Here is a 19,456-nt window from a genome sequence, read left to right on the forward strand (position 1 = left end):
ACCATGTCTGACTCCCCCAGCAACACTGACTCCTCCAACAATCTGGACGAGTTGCGCGAGACGATCGACCAGCTGGATACGGACATTCTGCGCCTGATCAGTGAGCGAGCGGCCTGTGCCCAGCATGTGGCCAAGGTGAAGCTGAGTCGCGACAAGGGCACGGTATTCTATCGCCCGGAACGTGAGGCACAGGTGCTCAGGCGAATCATGGCGCTGAATCCGGGGCCGCTGGACAGCGAGGAGATGGCGCGACTGTTTCGTGAAATCATGTCTGCCTGTCTGGCGCTCGAGCAGCCGATCAAGGTGTCTTATTTAGGCCCTGAAGGCACTTTTACCCAGCAGGCGGCGCTCAAGCATTTCGGTGAGAGTGCGATCAGCCTGCCCATGGCGGCAATCGATGAAGTGTTTCGCGAAGTGGAAGCCGGTGCGGTCAATTATGGCGTCGTGCCGGTCGAGAATTCCACGGAAGGGGTGGTCAATCACACCCTGGATTCGTTCATGGATTCCTCGATTCGTATCTGCGGCGAAGTCGTGCTGCGTATCCATCATCATCTGTTGGTGGCGGATACCACGCGTCGCGATAAAGTGTCGCGTATCTACTCGCACCCGCAGTCGTTTGCCCAATGTCGCAAATGGTTGGATGCCCACTTTCCGCATGCCGAGCGCGTGCCGGTTGCCTCCAATGCCGAAGCCGCCAAACTGGTCAAGACCGAATGGCACAGTGCCGCGATTGCCGGCGACATGGCCGCCAAGCTTTACGGCCTGACCCTGTTGACGGAAAAGATCGAAGACCGCCCGGATAATTCCACGCGTTTCTTGATCATCGGTAATCAGGATGTGCCCCGCTCGGGTGACGACAAGACCTCCCTGGTCGTCGCCATGCGCAACCAGCCCGGTGCCCTGCATGACCTCCTTGAGCCCTTCCATCGTCATCAGATCGACCTGACGCGCCTGGAAACGCGACCGTCGCGCAGCGGTGTCTGGAATTACGTCTTCTTCATCGACTTCAAGGGGCATCATGAAGAGCCGCAGGTGGCGGCCATGCTCGAGGAAGTCAGGCTGCGAGCGGCCGAGGTCAAGGTGCTGGGTTCCTACCCTCAGGGTGTGCTGTGAGCCTGAAGGTAACCGAATCAAGGTTGTTGATTGTCGGCTTGGGCTTGATCGGCGGCTCCTTGGCTGCCGCCTTGCGTGAAGCGGGTTTCGGCCGCGAAGGCGCTCGGGGTGAAATCGTGGCCTGCGACCCGGATGCCGAGGAAGTTGCCCGCGGTGTGGCCATGGGCTTGATCGATTCAGGCGACACCCGGCTTGGCCCCATGGTCAAGGATGCCTCCATGATCCTGTTGGCAGTCCCGGTATTGGCCATGGAAGGCGTGATGCGCGAATTGGCCGAGCACCTGGACAAGGCCGCGGCTGACGTGGTGATTACCGACGTGGGCAGCACCAAGGCGGCGATTCGGCAGGCCGCCGAGCGTGCTTTCGGCGGCCTGCCGAACAATCTGGTGCTGGGCCATCCGATTGCCGGTTCGGAGAAAAGCGGCGTGGCGGCCTCCAATCCCCGGCTTTACCAAAACCACAAGGTCATCTTGACGCCTGCCGAGACCACGCGGCCCGATGCCGTGGCGCGAGTGCGTCGCCTGTGGGAAGCCTGTGGTGCCGAGGTTCTGGAAATGGCCGTAGAGCGTCACGATCAGGTACTGGCACGCACCAGCCATTTGCCGCATTTGTTGGCGTTCTCGCTGGTGGATAGTCTGGCGCGCCAGGACGAGCGCCTAGAGATCTTTCGTTACGCGGCGGGTGGTTTTCGAGACTTTACCCGTATCGCCGGCAGTGACCCGGTAATGTGGCGCGACATTTTCGTCGCCAACCGCGAGGCGGTACTGGCCTCGCTGGACGATTTCGAAGCAGGGCTGGCACGGCTGCGCCAGGCGGTAGAGAGCTCGGATAGCGACGCCATGCTGGCGACGTTCGACCGGGCCAGCCACGCCCGGCATTATTTTGAATCGCTTTTGAACAAGACCAGTTATCAGGCGGAATACCACATGCAACCACAAGGCAAGCTGACCTATCGGGTAAGTCCCGGCGGGAATGCCCAGGGGCGTTTGCGCGTGCCCGGCGACAAGTCCATTTCACACCGCTCGATCATGCTCGGCGCTCTGGCCGAAGGCGTGACCGAGGTAAAAGGGTTTCTCGAAGGGGAGGACAGCCTGGCAACGCTTCAGGCATTTCGTGAAATGGGCGTGGCCATCGAAGGGCCGCACCAAGGCCGTGTGACTATCCATGGGGTGGGCATGCACGGTTTGAAAGCGCCTTCCGGCCCCTTGTATGTCGGTAACTCGGGTACCGCCATGCGCTTGTTTTCCGGCTTGTTGGCAGGCCAGGCATTCGATAGCGAGCTCACCGGTGACGACTCCCTGACCAAGCGGCCCATGAACCGTGTGGCCGATCCGTTGCGTCTGATGGGCGCCCGGATCGAAACCGCCGAGGGTGGGCGTCCGCCGCTCAAGATCAGTGGTGGCGCCAAGCTTGAAGGCATCGAATACGCTATGCCCATGGCCAGTGCCCAGGTGAAATCCTGCCTGCTGCTGGCGGGGCTTTACGCCGAGGGCGAGACCCGAGTGCGCGAACCGGCGCCCACCCGCGATCACACCGAACGCATGCTCAACGGCTTCGGTTACCCCGTTTCGCGCCAAGGTGACACCTGCTGGCTTGAAGGCGGCAATAAACTGGTTGCCGGGCCGATCGATGTGCCTTCGGATATTTCTTCGGCCACCTTTTTCCTGGTTGCCGCGGCGATTACGCCGGGCTCGGATCTCCTTCTGGAACACGTGGGCATCAACCCGACACGTATCGGCGTGATCAATATTCTCAAGCTGATGGGCGCCGACCTGACTCTGGAGAATAGCCGTGAAGTGGGGGGGGAGCCGGTCGCCGAGATCCGTGTTCGCTATGCACCGCTCAAGGGTATCGATATTCCGGTGGAGCAGGTGCCGCTGGCGATCGACGAATTTCCCGCCCTGTTCATCGCCGCTGCCAATGCCGAAGGCAGGACGCGCCTGCGCGGTGCCGAAGAGTTGCGCGTCAAGGAATCGGATCGAATTCAGGCCATGGCCGATGGCTTGGCGGTGCTGGGCGTTGAACACAGCGTGGTGAAAGACGGCATTGATATTGTCGGCAACGGGGCCTCGGGCCCCAGCTATGGCGGCGGGCGTGTCGACAGTCTGGGTGATCACCGTATTGCGATGGCCTTTGCGATTGCGGCGCTGCGCGCCAGTGAGGATATCGTGATCGATGATTGTGCCAATGTCGCCACGTCATTTCCCGATTTCATCACGCTGGCAGGCCGGATAGGCCTGAACGTGACAGAAGAGAGGGTGACGGAAGAGAGGGCGACGGAGAAAGCCGGGGAGGTTGGCCATGAGTGACGCCGTGCCCGTGCTGACTGTCGATGGCCCCGGGGGTGCCGGCAAAGGCACCATAAGTGGCCTGGTCGCCGAGCGGTTGGGTTGGCATCTGCTGGATAGCGGCGCCTTGTATCGTCTCACCGCCCAGGCGGCGGTCAAGCATGGTGTGGCGCTGGATGACGAACCCCAGCTTGCACGCCTGGCAGCCGAGCTTGATGTGGCATTTCCGGTAGAAGAAGGGCGCCCCCTGGTGCTTCTGGAAGGCGAGGACGTCACCCGGGTGATTCGCCGGGAAACGGTCGGGGAGCGCGCCTCTCAAATAGCGGCGCTGCCCGAGGTCCGGCAAGCGTTGTTACAGCGTCAGCGAGATTTCCGGAAAGCCCCCGGCTTGGTGGCAGATGGTCGCGATATGGGCACGGTGGTGTTTCCCGAGGCCCCCTTGAAAATATTTCTTACCGCCAGTGCGCAAGAGCGTGCCCGGCGGCGACATCTTCAGTTGCAAAAAGCTGGAGTGGATGCTAGTCTTTCGAGTCTTTTAAAGGAGATTCAGGCGCGCGATGCACGCGACATGCAGCGCAGCGTGGCACCTCTCAAGCCGGCAGACGATGCCATTACGCTTGATACCACGCGCCTGAGTATACCGGAAGTGGTAGAACGGCTGACCGAACTGCTTGTCCAGCGTGGCATGGTACAAGGCACCTGATTCTCCCTTGCGGCGCCTTTGGTGAGATGTCATGACGTGGCAGGGCACTACTATCACATCATCCGTGAGCCCGGTCAGGTCGAACCAGCGTTAACATCCCCGAAGGCAGAGCACATAGGCCCGCACTTGCTGGTGGTGCGGAGAAGGCATTAATGCCTCAACAACGTTGATCACGTAGGAACACCATGAGCGAAAGCTTTGCTGAACTGTTTGAACAGTCTCTTAACGACATCAACATGGAGCCGGGCGCCATCGTTTTGGCCCAGGTTGTGGACATTGACGGCGATTGGGTTACTGTCAATGCCGGTCTGAAATCCGAAGGCCAGATCCCCGCTTCACAATTCCGCGATGAAAATGGCGAGCTGAACATTGCCATCGGTGACGAAGTGCACGTTGCGCTGGAAGCCGTGGAAGATGGCTTCGGCGAAACGCGTTTGTCACGCGAAAAAGCCAAGCGCGCCGAAGCGTGGAAGATCCTGGAAGCAGCCTTCGAGAAAGACGAAATCATCAAGGGCGTGATCAACGGCAAAGTCAAAGGTGGCTTTACTGTCGAGGTCGACTCTATTCGTGCTTTCCTGCCGGGCTCTCTGGTCGATGTGCGTCCGGTGCGCGACACGGCCCACCTGGAAAACAAAGAGCTCGATTTCAAGGTCATCAAGCTCGATCCCAAGCGTAATAACGTGGTGGTTTCGCGTCGCGCCGTTCTCGAAGCCGAGAACAGTGCAGAACGCGAAGCGCTGCTGGCGACGCTTCAGGAAGGTCAGCAGATTAAGGGTATCGTTAAGAACCTCACCGACTACGGCGCGTTCGTGGATCTGGGTGGCGTCGACGGCCTGCTGCACATCACCGATATGGCCTGGAAGCGCATCAAGCATCCGTCCGAAATCGTGGCTGTCGGCGACGAGATCAATGTCAAGGTGCTCAAGTTCGATCGTGAACGCAATCGCGTATCACTGGGCTTGAAGCAGCTGGGCGAAGATCCGTGGGTCAACATCAAGGCACGTTATCCGGAAAGCACCAAGGTGCACGCCAAGGTCACCAATCTTACCGACTACGGCTGCTTTGCCGAGCTGGAAGAAGGTGTCGAAGGCCTGGTTCACGTCTCTGAAATGGACTGGACCAACAAGAACATCCATCCGTCGAAAGTCGTTCAAGTGGGCGATGACGTCGACGTCATGGTGCTGGATATCGACGAAGAGCGTCGTCGTATCTCCCTGGGCATCAAGCAGTGCACCGCTAATCCTTGGGAAACCTTCAACGCCGAGTACAACAAGGGCGACCGTGTTTCCGGTACCATCAAGTCGATCACCGACTTCGGTATCTTCATCGGTCTGGAAGGCGGCATCGACGGTTTGGTTCACCTGTCCGACATCTCTTGGACGGAAACCGGTGAAGAAGCCGTGCGCCACTTCAAGAAGGGCGACGAAGCTGAAGCGGTTATCCTGTCTATCGACCCGGAGCGTGAGCGTATCTCCCTGGGTATCAAGCAGATGGACACAGACCCGGTTGCCGAATTCCTGGCAGTCAATGATAAAGGCAGTCTCGTGACTGGCCGTATCATTGAAGTTGATGCCAAGGAAGCGCAAGTGGAGCTGGCGACTGATGTCGTGGCGGTACTCAAGGCGTCTGAAATCAGCGCAGACCGTGTCGAAGACGCGCGTAATGTCCTGAACGAAGGCGACAGCGTTGAAGCTCGCATTGTCGGAGTGGATCGCAAGAACCGTCAGATCAATCTGTCTATCAAGGCCAAAGAGCAGGATGATACGCGTCAGAATCTGAAGAAGATCCGCGAGGAAGCACCGGAAACCGGTGGTCCGACCACCATTGGTGAATTGATCAAGCAGCAGATGGGCCAAGACTGATTGGTTTGATTCGCCGCTGAGTCAAGTGCTGTAGAAGCGCCGCCTGAAAAGGCGGCGCTTTTTTGATGGGGTCTTTTAACTGGATTCTTATGGATTTTTTCTGGATTAGCAGCAAGATATCTAAATTTAACGAAGAAACGTGTTCTGATCTCTGCATCCTTCCATTGTATTTAAATAATCTATCGTCAAGTAAGAGAAAAGCTTTTAACGATTTTTAATCTTAAAAGTTCATAAAAAATTAACTAGCCTGTTGTCTATTGAAGCAATTGCAGGAATAATAACACCGTATTCTCCGAGCTAAAGCGTGTTTCTGAGTTTCTTGGCTGCTAGATGGCCGCCATTTCTATCTTCTTGGCCACTAGCTGCTGACTTATAAGCCCTGCCTATTTTTATCCAACTAAGGAACATTCCATGTCACTTCTGAATGAATATATCCAAAAAGAACAGCAACTAAAGCAGTTGCAGGAAGAGCTTCAGCGCTTGGAAGGCGATCAACGTCTGAAAGGCGAGCTCGAATTTAAAGAGCGTCTCGAAGCGCTAATGGACGAATTCGAGAAAAGTGCCGCTGACGTTATTGCGTTGCTGGACCCCAGCACTGATCGTGCCGCTACCAAAGCGACCGGCGCTCCAGCCACTGGTCGGCGTAAGCGTCGTCTCAAGATTTACAAGAATCCTCATACCGGTGAGATAATTGAAACTCGCGGTGGAAATCACAAGGGGCTGCGCAGCTGGAAGGATCAATACGGTGATGAAACCGTGGAATCCTGGTTGGTCCGTATGGAAGACTGATAGCTGCTCTAATCGAACACCCTTGCCAGTAAGGGTGTCGGCACAGTGGCTTGTTTGAAAAATCCGTATTGTAGATTCATGTTTAGAGGTTCAGGCACTTTGGCGCATTCAGTCAATGCCTTCTAATTTGTGTTCTTCCACCAGGGGGATTCTTAACTCAAGGTGGTCCGGATACCAAAGAATCTGAGGTGGCTCCCCGCTGATTTGAAGAGGAGTCACCTTGCCCAGCACTAACTGGTAAAGCACTTGATTAAGAACATGATGAAAATGGTCTGTCTTCTGATAAAGCGTTTTTGCGTAGTAATGTGAACCCAGGTCAAGACGTCGATAAGGTATGGGCAAGGCCATATCGGAAGCTGTTTGGTCGCTGTTCAAGTACAGCCCGACATCTGTACGTGCAGCGGGGGTAGGGTAAGCATTACCCATTAAACCTTCCAGTTCGCCAACCTTGGCGGCCAGTGCATCCGGTAGCGCCACAATCGGTGTGGCAGAGGCCAGGCGAGAGGTGAGGCTCTCCAGATTGTCCGCATGTCGGGCGCTATTGCCGAGCCCTTCTATTTGCTCCAGGGGTTGATAGAGACGCATCATGACCGTTTGCCTTGCCGCGCACTTTTCAATTGAAGTGATACAATCGACCGGAGGTGTGTAGCCGATCGACGTGGCGGGGGCGTAAAGCTCCTGGCTCAAGTTGCGTCGTAGAGCATGGCGGAAATTGCGAGGACTTACGCCATGCTGGCGCTGAAATGCCCGGGAAAAGGAAGAATGATTGGAGTAGCCGCAATAATGTGCAATCTGCGCTATATTTTTCAGGGTAAAGGCCAGCAGAACGGTAGCACGTTCAAGACGGCGTTTTTCCCGATAGGCATTAGGTGATGTATGAAAGCATTGCCGAAATTGACGGCGTACCTGTGAGGGAGAATACCCTAGATGTTCCGCCAAGGCTTCAATCCCCAGTGGCTTATCCAGGTTCTCTTGCAGCCAGATTTCAGCTCTTACCATGGCATTGAACATTATCTAGCCTTCTGTGCTGAGTTATGCAGGCGAGGTGTGGCACAAGCCTGCAGGCACCTTCCCGGTGCCATTGATGCAATTGCGTAGCTAGGCCTCATCCAATGATGCGGTAGATGAGCTCGGCGTATTTTTCGTCAATTCATGTAGCGTTTTTGTTGTGAAGCTGCTTGCAAGCGGTTAAAAAAAACGGTTTCCTACTTCAAGCAAAAAAGATGCTGCCTTTATGCTGATAATAAAGCATGAAGGCAAGTTTAATTAGGCTGTATAAGCGTTTGGGCACAGTTTTGTTTTAATGGTCTTACGATAGGGTGTTAATTGGACGTCAATGAAATATCAAAAAGCCCACAAAGTGTTGGATGAGCGCGACAAGCTGCGCCGGTTTCGCGAACTCGATGATGCGTTCGGAGAAGCGCTGCGCCAGCTCGACGACCCCAATAATTCGTTTAATATCCCGACCGGCCCCCCGGTGAGATCGCTCCAGACGTTGGAGGATGACGATAAAGAGCTAGAGGTCGAGAAGCGCCAGGCGCAACGCGAAGAGCAGTTTCAGCAGCGCCTGGAGGCCTTGATGAGCGAATATCAACAGTCTGGAGAAAGCGTCAAGCAGTTGCTTGATACGCTGCTGCGTTTCGGCCTATGCAAATGAAGGGCTAAATGCTTGGTTGCCGGTAACGATAAGCACGTAGGCTGGGAAGGAAGGCATCGTCTTCGAGTTTTTCGTCACGACGACGGGCGCGGGTGCGCTGGCTGGGTGGGTGGGCCGGAGGAATGTTGTAATCCGGCAGGCGTTGTTCCGGTGCAGGCACAAACAAGGGAAGTGCGACATTGAGTGCCCGGCGGGTATGACCGTCTTCCAGAGGCTCCACATAGAACAGGTTGGCCCGCATCAAGGGTGCCTGGGCCTGTACCTGGGCCAGTATTTCCTGGCTGGGTAATCCTGCAAGCTTACGCAGCTGGATCTGCACATGAGCGGCTTGCGTATCCAGCTGAAGCAGCTTTGCCTCTGCCTCTTGAACGCTCAAACGCTTGATCGAGCGTCCGCTGGAATACCAGGCGAGCCTTACGCGGGCGACCGGCGCCTGAGCCACCGGCAACTGTCTCCAGCATTGCTTGAGATGCAGCTTGGCAAGCCCACCGCGGCGCAGCAGGCTATTAACCTGCGGATGGCGCTGAGGTAACAGTGCCTTCGCTTCACTCAAGGCGTGCGGTGTGGTTTGTTTGATGCGCTGCAAGAGGTCGCTGATTCTGGCCTTGGCCTGGTTGGCCTTGACGACTTCTTCGATCAATGGCGCATCGGCAGCAATCAAGCCAATGTAATTGCGCGTCTCCCTGCCATCCTGGCCTTCTTCATGCCACATGTCCATCAATGCCTGCCTGAGCCAGGCGGCATCCGCAACGGGTTCGGCAAAGGCCCAGGCGGGGCAGTCACTGCGCTCGAAGGTGATTACCACCTGTTCCAGCTGCGCGAGTAACGTATCAAACGCCGCTTCCAATTCGGCCAGAAGGCGGTAGCTGGCGGGAGGCATCTCGGGCATGGTCGCGGCGTCTCGATCGGTCAGTGGGCTCAGGGAGCGGGTATCCGGATTCTAGGGGTCGATTCAGGACAGGGGGGCATCACGGTCAGCCTGAGCCAGCAGTGTCTCGATATCCGCTTCATCCATGGCCGATTCGCCACGGATGCGGTGAGACTCTTCTGCCCAGGCACCCAGATCCAGCAGCTGGCAACGCTTGCTGCAAAAGGGCCGGTAGAGACTTTGCGCCTGCCAGGCAACCTTGTTACCACATTGGGGACAGGCGACTTCAAAGGGTGTGTCGTTGGCGGGAATGGACATCTAGACTCCGGTGAAAAACAGGCAAGTGAAATAATTCAGGGCTGGGACAGCTGTCGGTAGCGTCGGTCGAGCTGAGCGACCTGCTCACGCATTTCAGCCTCACTGCAACTATTGTCGATCACATCGTCGGCTCTGGAAAGACGTTCCTGGCGAGATAGTTGTACGGCAAGAATCGCCCGGACCTGAGATTCACTGACATCATCGCGCGCCTGGGTGCGTTGAAGCTGTAGCGCCTCGGGGACATCGACCACCACGCAGCGATCCACCAGGGCATCCTGGCCGGATTCGAACAACAAGGGCGAGACCAGCATCACGTAGGCTGGCTGGGAGGCTTGAAGCCTCGCCAGGTGCTCAAGCAAGCGCTCGCGTACCCGGGGATGGGTGACCGACTCGAGCCACAGGCGCTGCTCGGGGTCGTTGAAGATGATGTCGCGTAGTTTACGCCGATCGAGGCTGCCACTCTCTTGGAGCACGCAGGGCCCGAAACGTTCGGCAATTGCTTCGAGGGCCGGCTCTCCCGGCTGAACCACTTCCCGGGCGACGTCATCGGCATCCACCCAGGGGACGCCCAGCGATTCAAAGGCGCGCACCACGGTGGACTTTCCCGAGGCGATACCCCCCGTCAGACCGATAATCATCGAGCGCTCCTGTCGGTTCTTATCAGCAGTTTTCAATACAGTACCCCTGCATAAACGGCCATCAATTCTTCACCGACCAGCAAGGCCACCCAGCCGGACAATGCCAGGTAGGGGCCGAATGGCATGGGCGCACCGCGCAAGCGCGGCAAGGCCAACTGGACGATGATGCCAATGATAGCGCCCAGGCCCGCCGAGAGCACCAGAATCAGCGGCAGGTAGGACCAGCCCAGCCAGGCTCCCAGTGCCGCGAGTAATTTGAAGTCGCCATAGCCCATCCCTTCCTTGCCGGTCGCCAGCTTGAATAGCCAGAAAAAGCTCCACAGCGCTAGATAGCCTGCCATGGCACCGATCACCGCCGAGGTCAGCATGAAAGGCTGAAAGCTTAACTGGTAGATGAACCCGGCCCAGAGCAGGGGCAGGGTGAGAATATCCGGCAGCAGCTGAGTGCGAAAATCGATGACGGCCAGCACCAGCAGCGTCATGCAGGCGGCATAGATAAACCCGCTTTCAAGCGTCACGCCGTGCAGCGCCACCACGGCAATCGCCAGGATGGCGCCGGCCAGCTCGACCAGCGGATACTGGATGCTGATGAAGGCGTCGCACTGGGCACAGCGCCCGCGGCGTTTCAGCCAGCCCAGCAGGGGAATATTGTCGTGCCAGGCGATGGGGGCTTCACAGCCCGGGCACATGGATGCCGGCGTCGCCAGGTTGAAGGTGGCCTGGGGCTCCTCCTCCAGGGCCAGGGCGTCACGAGCCTCGGCGCGCCAGGCTTGCATCAGCATGACCGGCAGGCGGGTTATCACCACATTCAGAAAGCTGCCGAAACACAGCCCCAGTACGCCCACCAGGGGCCACAAGATAAGCGGAGGGTAATCCATCCATATGCCTTTTATGAGAAATTCAAATAGTGACGCTTACATTACCGAGCCCATCTCGAAGATCGGCAGGTACATTGCCACCACGACGCCACCCACTAATACGCCCAGCACCACGATGATGATGGGTTCCATCAAGGAAGTCAGGGCATCGACCTTGTTGTCGACTTCTTCTTCGTAGTAATCCGCCACCCGGTTGAGCATCGCGTCCAGGGAACCGGCTTCTTCGCCGATACTCACCATCTGCACCGCCAGTGCAGGGAATTGATTGGTCATGCGCATGGAAAAATGCAGTTGCTGGCCGGTCGCCACGTCACTGCGTATCTGCTGAACCGCGCGCTCATACACCTTGTTGCCGGTCGCCCCTGCCGAGGTATCCAGGCCTTCCACCAAGGGCACACCGGCGGCAAAGGTGGTCGCCAGAGTACGCGAAAAGCGCGCAACCGCCGACTTGTCCAGTATATCGCCGACCACCGGCAGGTGCAGCAACAGCGCGTCCATTTGGTACGCCAGCCTGGGGGAGCGTTTGACCCCTTCGCGCAGCAACATGATAAAGACGAACAGCGCGCCGAAGGCATGCAGCCAATAGGCTTGGGCCATCTCGGACAGGTTGACCGTCATTTGCGTCAAGGCCGGCAACTCCGCCCCGAAACTGTTGAACATGCTTTCGAATTGCGGCACCACCTTGATCAACAGCAGCAGGGTCACGCCCATGCCAACACACATCACGGCCGCGGGGTACCAGAGCGCTTTCTTGACCCTAGCCTTGAGCGACTCGACCTTTTCCTTGTAGATGGCCACCCGGTCGAGCATCTTGTCCAGGGCACCGGCTTGTTCGCCGGCCTCGACCAGGTTGACGAACAAGCGGTCGAACTGTTTCGGATGACGGCGCAAGGCATCCGAAAAACTCGACCCGCCGGAAACCTCGCTCATCATCTGCTGCACCAAGGAGGCCATGGCAGGCTTTTTCAAGCTCTGCGCCACGACTTCAAAAGCCTGCAGCAACGGAATGCCCGACCGAATCATGGTGGCCATCTGGCGGGCGAACACCATCACATCCTTGGGATTGATGCTCCCACCCCCTCCCAGGCTACCTTTCTTGCGTAGCTTGCGTACCGCGATGTGCTGGCTCTTGAGTTCGGCACTGACTTCCGCCTTGCTGCGCCCGACCATTTCGCCGCTGATAGTGCGATTGGTCGGCCCCATGCCCGACCACTTCCAACGATACAGCTTGATGGGTGCCGTGCGTTTGCGTTTGGCCATGTGGGTTACTCCTTGCTGACCCGGTTGACTTCTTCCAGGCTGGTGATGCCCTGCATGACCTTCAACAGCCCGCTGCGGTGCAGGCTGGGGTAGCCTTCCTGGCGCGCCTGGGCGTCGATCTCAAAGGAATTGGCATCGCGCATGACCAGTTGGCGCATGCTGTCGGTGATCGGCACGACTTCGTAAATTCCCACGCGGCCCTTGTAGCCTTGGGTGCAGTGCTTGCAGCCCACCGGCTTGTAGATGGTGGCAGTGGCGATTTCTTCCGGGGTAAGGCCCTGTTTTTCCAAGGCTTCATGGGGGATTTCAACCGCCTCCTTGCAATGCTTGCACAGCTTGCGAGCCAGGCGCTGGGCGATGATCAGGCTCACCGCGCTGGCGATATTGAAGGAGGAAACCCCCATGTTGGCTAGGCGGGTCAGGGTTTCCGCGGCCGAATTGGTGTGGACGGTGGAAAGTACCAAATGGCCGGTCTGGGCCGCCTTGACCGCGATTTCGGCGGTCTCGAGATCGCGAATTTCCCCCACCATGACCACGTCCGGATCCTGGCGTAGAAAGGCGCGCAGGGCGCTGGCGAAATCCAGCCCGATCTTGGGCAGCACATTGACCTGATTGACTCCGGTCACCTTGATTTCCACCGGGTCTTCCGCGGTACAGATGTTACGTTCTATCTGGTTGAGAATATTGATGCCGGTATACAGCGAAACGGTCTTGCCGCTCCCCGTGGGGCCGGTGACCAGAATCATGCCCTGGGGCTGCTTGAGCGCGGTTTCGTAATAGCCGCGCTGGGCATCGCTAAACCCCAGTTGCTCGATACCCAGCTGAGCGGCAGCGGGATCGAGAATCCGCAGTACCAGCTTTTCGCCATACACCGTGGGCAGCGAATTGACGCGAAAATCCAGCGAGCGGGTGCGCGAAAGCTTGAGCTTGATCGCGCCATCCTGGGGCAGGCGACGTTCGGAAATATCCAGCCGCGCCATGATCTTCAGGCGTGCCGCAATCCGGTTGCGCATGCCGAAGGGCGGCCGGGCGACTTCGAGCAATATGCCGTCTACCCGAAAGCGCACCCGGCAATAGGTCTCGTAGGGCTCGAAATGAATGTCCGAGGCACCCCGGCGGATGGCGTCCAGCAGAACCTTGTTGACGAACTTGACGATGGGGGCGTCATCGTTGTCCTGCTGGGCGTCTTCCAGGGGCACTTCATTGTCCTGGCCCTCCTGTACCACGTCCAACGCGCCGATGGCGTCGTCCACGCCTTCCAGGTCGTTGAACATGTTGCGTTCATTCTGGGCCAGGTAGCTTTCCAGGACCGTGGCCAACTGGTCCACCGGCGCGAGTACGCCTTCCACACTCAGGCCGGTGGCGAACTGCAATTCATCCAGGTGGGTCAGGGTGGCGGGGTAGGGCACCGCCACGGTCAGGCGGTGCCCATGGCACGCCAGCGGCAGCACGTTCAGTTTCTGCAGTATCTTGGTGGGATAATCCGCCGCGGGGGGCAGGGCATCCAGGCGCAGGGCATTCAGGTCGATGACCGGCAGGCCGTACTCCCAGCCCGCCGCCACCGCCGCCGCCGCAGGGTCTACCTTGCCGCTTTCGATCAGGTACTGCAGCAAGGAGATATCCTGCGCAAGGGCAGTGGCTTCGGCCGTGGCGGCCTGGGCATCGGTGAGCAAGCCATGCTTGACCAGGCGCTGGGCAATGCCGCGCAACCCACCGCGCGCCGCGGCATGGCTGAGAGTGGATTCGTAGGAAGGATGGCTCATTCGGCACCTTGAAACACTGAAGCGTTTTTGTAGGCACCTTGTACCACAATCCTGATCCTATCGACACGGCATGCGTGGTTTACTGGCCTTGCAAAGGCTGGGCAGCGTCAGTCGATAACTTGAAGCTAGGCGTAGGAAAATTGATTGTGTATTGACTAAGCGTAAGCTATTGTAATTCTCACTAATCTAACGTTGCATAGCCCATGCAGCCTTGATTATTTCCCCGCTCCAGGAGCTTTGCCATGCGCAATACCCAAACCAGAAAAATTCAAAACAGCCGCCAGGGCGGTTTCACCCTGATCGAATTGATGGTCGTGATTGCGATCATTGGTATATTGGCGGCCATTGGTGTCCCCCAGTACCAGAATTACATAGCGCGCGCTGAAGCCTCTTCCGGGTTGTCAACGGTAAGCGCCTACAAGACTGAAGTCGATGACCAGATCTATGCAGGCGGTAAAACAATGGCTGAAGTCTCAATTAAGGATGATGGTACTGAGGCAGCTGTTGAAGAAGCGGTTTCCTCGTCATTGGGCGCGGTGTTATGGAATAGTACAGGCACTTTAACTTATACCTTTGCTAGCGGAGTACACGTTGGTGATACAGCTGGCACGATTGTATTGACAAGAGCCGATAATGGGACATGGAAATGCGAATTCGAGAATCTTGCCGTCGACGAACTTCGCGGATGTAAAGTTCCAGCTCCTACAGGTGATTAATATTTACTACTTGGTATGACTAAGTGTTAACTTCTAAGGGCCTTTCGAGGCCCTTTTTTATTTCCTCACTGCCTGCACAATAACCGCTTACACTCGAAGCTTCCGCAACATTGAAGGAGCCAGTGATGAAAATTAAAACCGTCTGGATAAGTGGGGTCCTGTTCTCCGCCCTGGTACTGAGTGCCTCCGTTACTGCTCAGCCGCCGGAACACGCCCAGGCCCAGGGGGCGCGTGACAAGGGCAAGGCTGGCGCTTCTGGTCATGAGCGTAATGATCGCCATGAGCAGCGCTCGCCTGAATCGCGTTCTTCGGAGCGCTATTACGCCGAGCCCCGCTCAGTTCGTGAAAGAGCTCAGGAAAGCCGCCCGTATATCGATGAACGCCAGGTGCGCCGTATCTTGCAGCGCCACGACATTCACCAAATGGACAGCTTGCCCCCGGGGATTCGCAAGAATCTGGAGCGTGGCAAGCCGCTGCCGCCGGGCATCGCCAAGCGCTTCGAGGGAAGGGTGGCGGAAGAGTTGCCGCAGTATCCCGGTTACGAGTGGGAGCGCGTCGGCAGCGATGTGATCCTGATCGAGGCCGCGACGCGGGTGGTGGTGGATATTCTCGCCAACGTCTTGCGCTGAGGCGAGGCTCTCAAACGGAGCTATTCAAGAAGAACTATCGGACTCCCTCTGCCAGGAAGTCGTCGAGAAATACCATGAAGGCGTCCCAGGAGCGATGGTCGGCGCGTTCGTGGTAGGCGTCGCTACCGAAGACGCTGAAGGCGTGCGGCGCCCCTGAGTAGACGCCGATTTCGTAGGTCACTTGCGCCTCTTCAAGTTCATTGGCCAGTTGCGTCACGTCCTCCATGCTCACCATGCTGTCGGCGCCGCCATGCGCAATCAGGATTGGCGGGGTGTCGCTGGCGTATTGCTGGCCCTCCGGGGTATCCAGCCCGCCGTGAAAACTGGCGTAGCCCTGAATGTCCTCGGCTTCACCCCAGCGGGCGAATTCCAGCGCGGCGGCGCCGCCAAAGCAATAGCCGATCACCACGGTTTCTTCACTTGCACCCTGGGCGCGAGCCTCTTCAAGCCCGGCGAGGATCAGCTGGCGCATGCGCTCGCGGTCCTCGTACAAGCGATTGGTGGCCGCCTGCTTGTCTTCCAGGGCTTCGGGGCGGTTGCCCTGGCCGAAAAGATCCAGCGCAAAGGCATCAAAGCCATGTTCGGCAAGCATGTCGGCACGCAAGCGCTCGTAATCGTCGAGCCCGTCCCAGTCGTGAATGATCAGCACGGTGCCGCGGGAGTCACCTTCGGCCGGGGAGAAGTAGCCGGCGAACGTCTCATCCTCGACGCTATAAGTGGTGTCTTCTCGGATCAGTTCATATGCCTGGGCGGTGCCCACCAGAAAGAAGGCGGCGGCGAGTGGGGTCAAGAGTAGGCGTGTGCTGTTCATGGATATCTCCGTAAGTAGTAAGTAGGCTGATTCACGAAATCCGCTTGTATTCCCGGCGCGAGCCGCCCGGTTGGTCGATATGATTTGAGATTGGGACAGAAAATCGCCCCTTGCAAGTATTTGCAAGGGGCACTGGCGTGGGGCAAGCTTGGGTGTTTTGCCACGGGATAAGGCAAAATACCAACCCGAGTGAATAACAGGGCAAGGAACCTCTGATGGCCGCATCACCCTCCGCGTTGGAAAACAACAGCCGTGAACGACTCGAGCAGCGTATTCTGGCGTCTGCCGAGCAGGTATTCGCACGCCATGGTTACCGGGGCGCCAGCCTTCAGGCTATCGCCGATGCCGTCGGGCTACCCAAGGCCAATGTGCTGTATTACATGGGCAGCAAACAGGCCTTATACGTGCGGCTGTTGAATCGCATGATGAAGCGCTGGAACGCGGTGCTTGAGGATATCACCCCGGAAAGCGATCCCGGCGAGGTGTTGAGCCACTTTATTCGCACCAAGATGGTGCTCGGGCAGCGCTACCCGGAAGGCTCGAAACTGTTTGCCGCGGAAATTCTCGGCGGCGCGCCCTTTCTGCAAGACTACCTGAGCGGCGAGCTGAGAGACTGGGTGGAGACCCGCGCCGCCATCATTCGCCAGTGGGCCGAGCGCGGCAAGATGGACGCCGTGGAGCCGCGCTGGCTGATTTTCCTGATCTGGTCGGCCACTCAGCACTACACCGATTACAGCGCTCAAGTGCTGGGGATCACCGGTCGCCGCGCGCTATCCCAGCAGGATATCGATGAGATCACCGGCTTTCTGGTCCAGGTGATTCTCAAGGGCTGCGGGATCACGCCGCCGTCGGGTCAGGCCTTGGCGACGCCTTCGGCAAGGCCAGGCTGATCAGCAGCGTGGCCACGAGCATGGCGCTGGACACCCAGAGCGTGGCGCCAAGCCCGGCGCTCATGTAGAGCCAGCCGGAGAGCAGGGTACCCATCAGGCGGCCCATGGCGTTGGCCATGTAATAAAAGCCGACATCCAGCGAGACGCCGTCGCTGCGCGCCAGCTTGACGATCAGAAAGCTATGCAGGCTGGAATTGACCGCAAACAGCGCCCCGAACAGCAGCAGCCCGCCCAGCAGCACCGGCCGGGGTTGCCACTCCAGGCCCAGCGCGATCAGCGCCGGAATCAGCGCAAGTGCCGCGACCCAGCCTATCGCCGCGCCGCGCCCGGCATATCGGCCGGTAATCCGCGGGGCCAGGGCTTGCACCGCACCGTAACCGATGACCCAGAGCGCCAGAAAGCCGCCCACCTGCCAGTGCTCCCAGCCGAACTGCGTGGCCAGAAACACCGGCAGGGCGACCACGAACCACACATCCCGGGCGCCGAACAGAAACATCCGTGCGGCGGAAAGAATATTGATGGCGCGGCTCTTGGAAAGTATCTCGCGAAATTTCGGCTTGGCCTTGGCACGCCCCAGATCCCCTTTGAGCTTGCTCAGGGAAAGCCCGAGCACCAGGACGAGCATGGCCGCCATGAGCGCAATCGCGCCTTGAAAACCCACCAGGGTGAGCAGCAAACCACCCATGAAGAAGCCCACGCCTTTCAGGGCGTTCTTCGAACCGGTGAGCACGGCAATCCAGCGATACAGCGCCTGATGGCCCCCTTCGCCTTGCGGCACCAAGGTCTTGATCGCGCTCTTGGCACTCATCTTGTTGAGATCCTTGGCGATCCCCGAAAGCGCCTGGGCGGCCATTACCCAGGCCACGGTGAGCCAGGTCGCCGGTACCAGCAGCATCGCCAGGGCCAGGATCTGCATGCCCAGCCCCAGGTTCATGGTGCGGTTGAGGCCCAGCCGCGCCCCCAGCCAACCGCCCACCAGGTTGGTCACCACCCCGAAAAACTCGTAGAACACAAACAGCAACGCCACTTCCAGCGCCGAATAGCCCAGGCCGTAGAAGTACAGCACCACCAGCATGCGCAGGGCGCCATCGGTGAGCGTGAAGGCCCAGTAATTGCCGGTGACCACCAGGTATTGGCGGACTTCCTCGGGCAAATCGGCGAGACGTGCGCTGATCGGTCCCCTCATCCGCTCAGCCCCACCTTGACCGCCAGTTGCATGGTGCGACAGGCGTAACCGTACTCGTTGTCATACCAGGCGTAGAGCTTGACCTGGGTGCCGGCCACCACCAGGGTCGAGAGGGCATCGATGATCGAGCTGCGCGCATCGGAGCGGTAATCGATCGAGACCAGCGGGCGTGCTTCATACCCCAGAATGCCGCGAAGCTCACCCTCGGCGGCCTCTTTCAACAGCGCATTGACTTCCTCTGCGCTGGTTTCGCGTTTGACTTCGAATACCATGTCGGTCAGCGAGGCATTGGCCAGAGGGACGCGCACCGCATGCCCGTTGAGCTTGCCTTCAAGCTCGGGGAAAATGGCGGTGATCGCCTTGGCCGACCCGGTGGTGGTGGGAATCAGGCTCATGCCGCAGGCCCGGGCTCGGCGCAAGTCCTTGTGCGGCGCATCGAGGATGGTCTGGGTATTGGTGATGTCATGAAGGGTGGTCATGGAGCCGTGGCGAATGCCGATTTTTTCGTGGATCACCTTGACCACCGGTGCCAGGCAGTTGGTGGTGCAGCTGGCGGCGGTGACAATAGGGTGCTGCTGGGGGTCGAACAGCTGATCGTTCACCCCCATCACCACATTGAGCACGCTGGCTTCCTTGACCGGCGCGCTGACTACTACGCGCTTGACGCCTTGATCCAGGTAGGCTTGCAGCTTGTTGGTGGTCTTCATCTTGCCGGAGGCTTCGATTACCACATCGCACCGCGACCAGTCGGTCTCGGCAATTTCGCGGTTGCCGCTGAAGCCAATGCGCTTGCCGGCCACGTTCAGGGCGCTATCGCTTGCCGTGATATCATCGCCGCCGCCGGTCCAGTGGCCGTGTACCGAGTCGAACTGCAGCAGATGGGCGAAGGTCGCGGCATCGCCACCGGGATCGTTGATCTGAACGAAGTCGATATCCGGGTGGTTCCAGCCGGCGCGAAGCACCAGCCGCCCAATGCGGCCAAAGCCATTGATACCGATATTGATTGCCATGCCTGGCTCCTTGTCGTCGGGATGCTGAAACTATATATGGTATAGCGTATATGTGTAGAGGTGACATTACGATGACA

General features: G+C 58.3%; 19 protein-coding genes. 9 read left to right on the plus strand and 10 right to left on the minus strand.

Going from position 1 to position 19,456, the window contains the following annotated elements:
- Nucleotides 1-3 precede the first annotated feature (3 nt).
- From pheA to LG290_RS06695, 5 genes are all read left to right on the plus strand, one after another.
- Complete coding sequence (gene pheA, locus LG290_RS06675) at nt 4-1,113, plus strand: prephenate dehydratase (RefSeq protein WP_499836747.1); 1,110 nt, start codon at nt 4-6, stop codon at nt 1,111-1,113.
- The gene (locus LG290_RS06680) at nt 1,110-3,422 is read left to right on the plus strand and encodes a bifunctional prephenate dehydrogenase/3-phosphoshikimate 1-carboxyvinyltransferase (protein ID WP_499836748.1); all 2,313 of its coding nucleotides are present in this window, start codon (nt 1,110-1,112) and stop codon (nt 3,420-3,422) included. Before pheA ends, LG290_RS06680 begins: the two co-directional genes overlap by 4 nt.
- On the plus strand, nt 3,415-4,104 hold the full coding sequence (cmk, locus tag LG290_RS06685) for a (d)CMP kinase (protein WP_499836749.1): 690 nt from the start codon (nt 3,415-3,417) through the stop codon (nt 4,102-4,104). The genes LG290_RS06680 and cmk overlap by 8 nt, the downstream gene beginning before the upstream one ends.
- Nucleotides 4,105-4,289: 185 nt before the next feature.
- Entirely contained in the window at nt 4,290-5,966 is a 1,677-nt protein-coding gene (gene rpsA, locus LG290_RS06690) for a 30S ribosomal protein S1 (protein ID WP_499836750.1), read from the plus strand.
- A gap of 411 nt (nt 5,967-6,377) precedes the next feature.
- Entirely contained in the window at nt 6,378-6,755 is a 378-nt protein-coding gene (locus LG290_RS06695) for a histone-like nucleoid-structuring protein, MvaT/MvaU family (protein WP_160416921.1), read from the plus strand.
- Nucleotides 6,756-6,863: 108 nt separating this feature from the next.
- On the opposite strand, the gene LG290_RS06700 is transcribed toward LG290_RS06695, so the two are convergent.
- On the minus strand, nt 6,864-7,766 hold the full coding sequence (locus LG290_RS06700) for a helix-turn-helix transcriptional regulator (protein ID WP_499836751.1): 903 nt from the start codon (nt 7,764-7,766) through the stop codon (nt 6,864-6,866).
- Between the two features lie 325 nt (nt 7,767-8,091).
- Here LG290_RS06700 and LG290_RS06705 point away from each other — a divergent pair, with 325 nt between their 5' ends.
- A complete protein-coding gene (locus tag LG290_RS06705; RefSeq protein ID WP_160416919.1) occupies nt 8,092-8,412 on the plus strand; it encodes a hypothetical protein in 321 nt (106 codons plus the stop codon).
- A 4-nt stretch (nt 8,413-8,416) separates the two neighbouring features.
- Here LG290_RS06705 and LG290_RS06710 read toward each other — a convergent pair whose 3' ends face one another.
- The 6 genes from LG290_RS06710 to pilB all read right to left on the minus strand — a co-directional run bounded on the left by LG290_RS06710 (nt 8,417) and on the right by pilB (nt 14,137).
- A complete protein-coding gene (locus tag LG290_RS06710) occupies nt 8,417-9,301 on the minus strand; it encodes a DNA replication terminus site-binding protein (protein ID WP_160416918.1) in 885 nt (294 codons plus the stop codon).
- A 63-nt stretch (nt 9,302-9,364) separates the two neighbouring features.
- A complete protein-coding gene (yacG, locus tag LG290_RS06715; protein WP_499836752.1) occupies nt 9,365-9,598 on the minus strand; it encodes a DNA gyrase inhibitor YacG in 234 nt (77 codons plus the stop codon).
- Between the two features lie 35 nt (nt 9,599-9,633).
- Complete coding sequence (gene coaE / locus LG290_RS06720) at nt 9,634-10,236, minus strand: dephospho-CoA kinase (protein ID WP_499836754.1); 603 nt, start codon at nt 10,234-10,236, stop codon at nt 9,634-9,636.
- Nucleotides 10,237-10,268: 32 nt separating this feature from the next.
- Complete coding sequence (locus LG290_RS06725) at nt 10,269-11,114, minus strand: prepilin peptidase (protein WP_499836755.1); 846 nt, start codon at nt 11,112-11,114, stop codon at nt 10,269-10,271.
- A gap of 36 nt (nt 11,115-11,150) precedes the next feature.
- Complete coding sequence (locus tag LG290_RS06730; RefSeq protein WP_499836756.1) at nt 11,151-12,374, minus strand: type II secretion system F family protein; 1,224 nt, start codon at nt 12,372-12,374, stop codon at nt 11,151-11,153.
- A 5-nt stretch (nt 12,375-12,379) separates the two neighbouring features.
- Entirely contained in the window at nt 12,380-14,137 is a 1,758-nt protein-coding gene (pilB, locus tag LG290_RS06735) for a type IV-A pilus assembly ATPase PilB (protein ID WP_499836757.1), read from the minus strand.
- A 242-nt stretch (nt 14,138-14,379) separates the two neighbouring features.
- Between pilB and LG290_RS06740 the strand changes: the two genes are divergently transcribed.
- Nucleotides 14,380-14,853, plus strand: a complete 474-nt coding sequence (locus LG290_RS06740) for a pilin (protein ID WP_499836758.1) — start codon at nt 14,380-14,382, stop codon at nt 14,851-14,853.
- A gap of 125 nt (nt 14,854-14,978) precedes the next feature.
- A complete protein-coding gene (locus LG290_RS06745; protein WP_499836759.1) occupies nt 14,979-15,482 on the plus strand; it encodes an anti-virulence regulator CigR family protein in 504 nt (167 codons plus the stop codon).
- 34 nt (nt 15,483-15,516) lie between these two features.
- Here LG290_RS06745 and LG290_RS06750 read toward each other — a convergent pair whose 3' ends face one another.
- Nucleotides 15,517-16,293: a dienelactone hydrolase family protein gene (locus tag LG290_RS06750; RefSeq protein WP_499836760.1), complete on the minus strand. Its 777-nt coding sequence runs from the start codon at nt 16,291-16,293 to the stop codon at nt 15,517-15,519.
- Nucleotides 16,294-16,508: 215 nt separating this feature from the next.
- On the opposite strand from LG290_RS06750, the gene LG290_RS06755 reads away from it, so the two are divergent.
- Nucleotides 16,509-17,183 carry a TetR/AcrR family transcriptional regulator gene (locus tag LG290_RS06755; RefSeq protein WP_499836761.1) on the plus strand — a complete coding sequence of 225 codons (675 nt, stop codon included), beginning with the start codon at nt 16,509-16,511 and terminating at the stop codon, nt 17,181-17,183.
- Here LG290_RS06755 and arsJ read toward each other — a convergent pair.
- Nucleotides 17,131-18,369 (minus strand): organoarsenical effux MFS transporter ArsJ, encoded by a 1,239-nt coding sequence (gene arsJ / locus LG290_RS06760; protein WP_499836762.1) that lies wholly within the window; start codon nt 18,367-18,369, stop codon nt 17,131-17,133. The genes LG290_RS06755 and arsJ overlap by 53 nt on opposite strands.
- Complete coding sequence (locus LG290_RS06765; protein ID WP_499836763.1) at nt 18,366-19,379, minus strand: ArsJ-associated glyceraldehyde-3-phosphate dehydrogenase; 1,014 nt, start codon at nt 19,377-19,379, stop codon at nt 18,366-18,368. Before LG290_RS06765 ends, arsJ begins: the two co-directional genes overlap by 4 nt.
- Between the last annotated feature and the right edge of the window lie 77 nt (nt 19,380-19,456).

Origin of the sequence: Halomonas sediminis (genome assembly GCF_044871105.1) — a bacterium.
GTDB classification, from domain to species: domain Bacteria; phylum Pseudomonadota; class Gammaproteobacteria; order Pseudomonadales; family Halomonadaceae; genus Vreelandella; species Vreelandella zhuhanensis.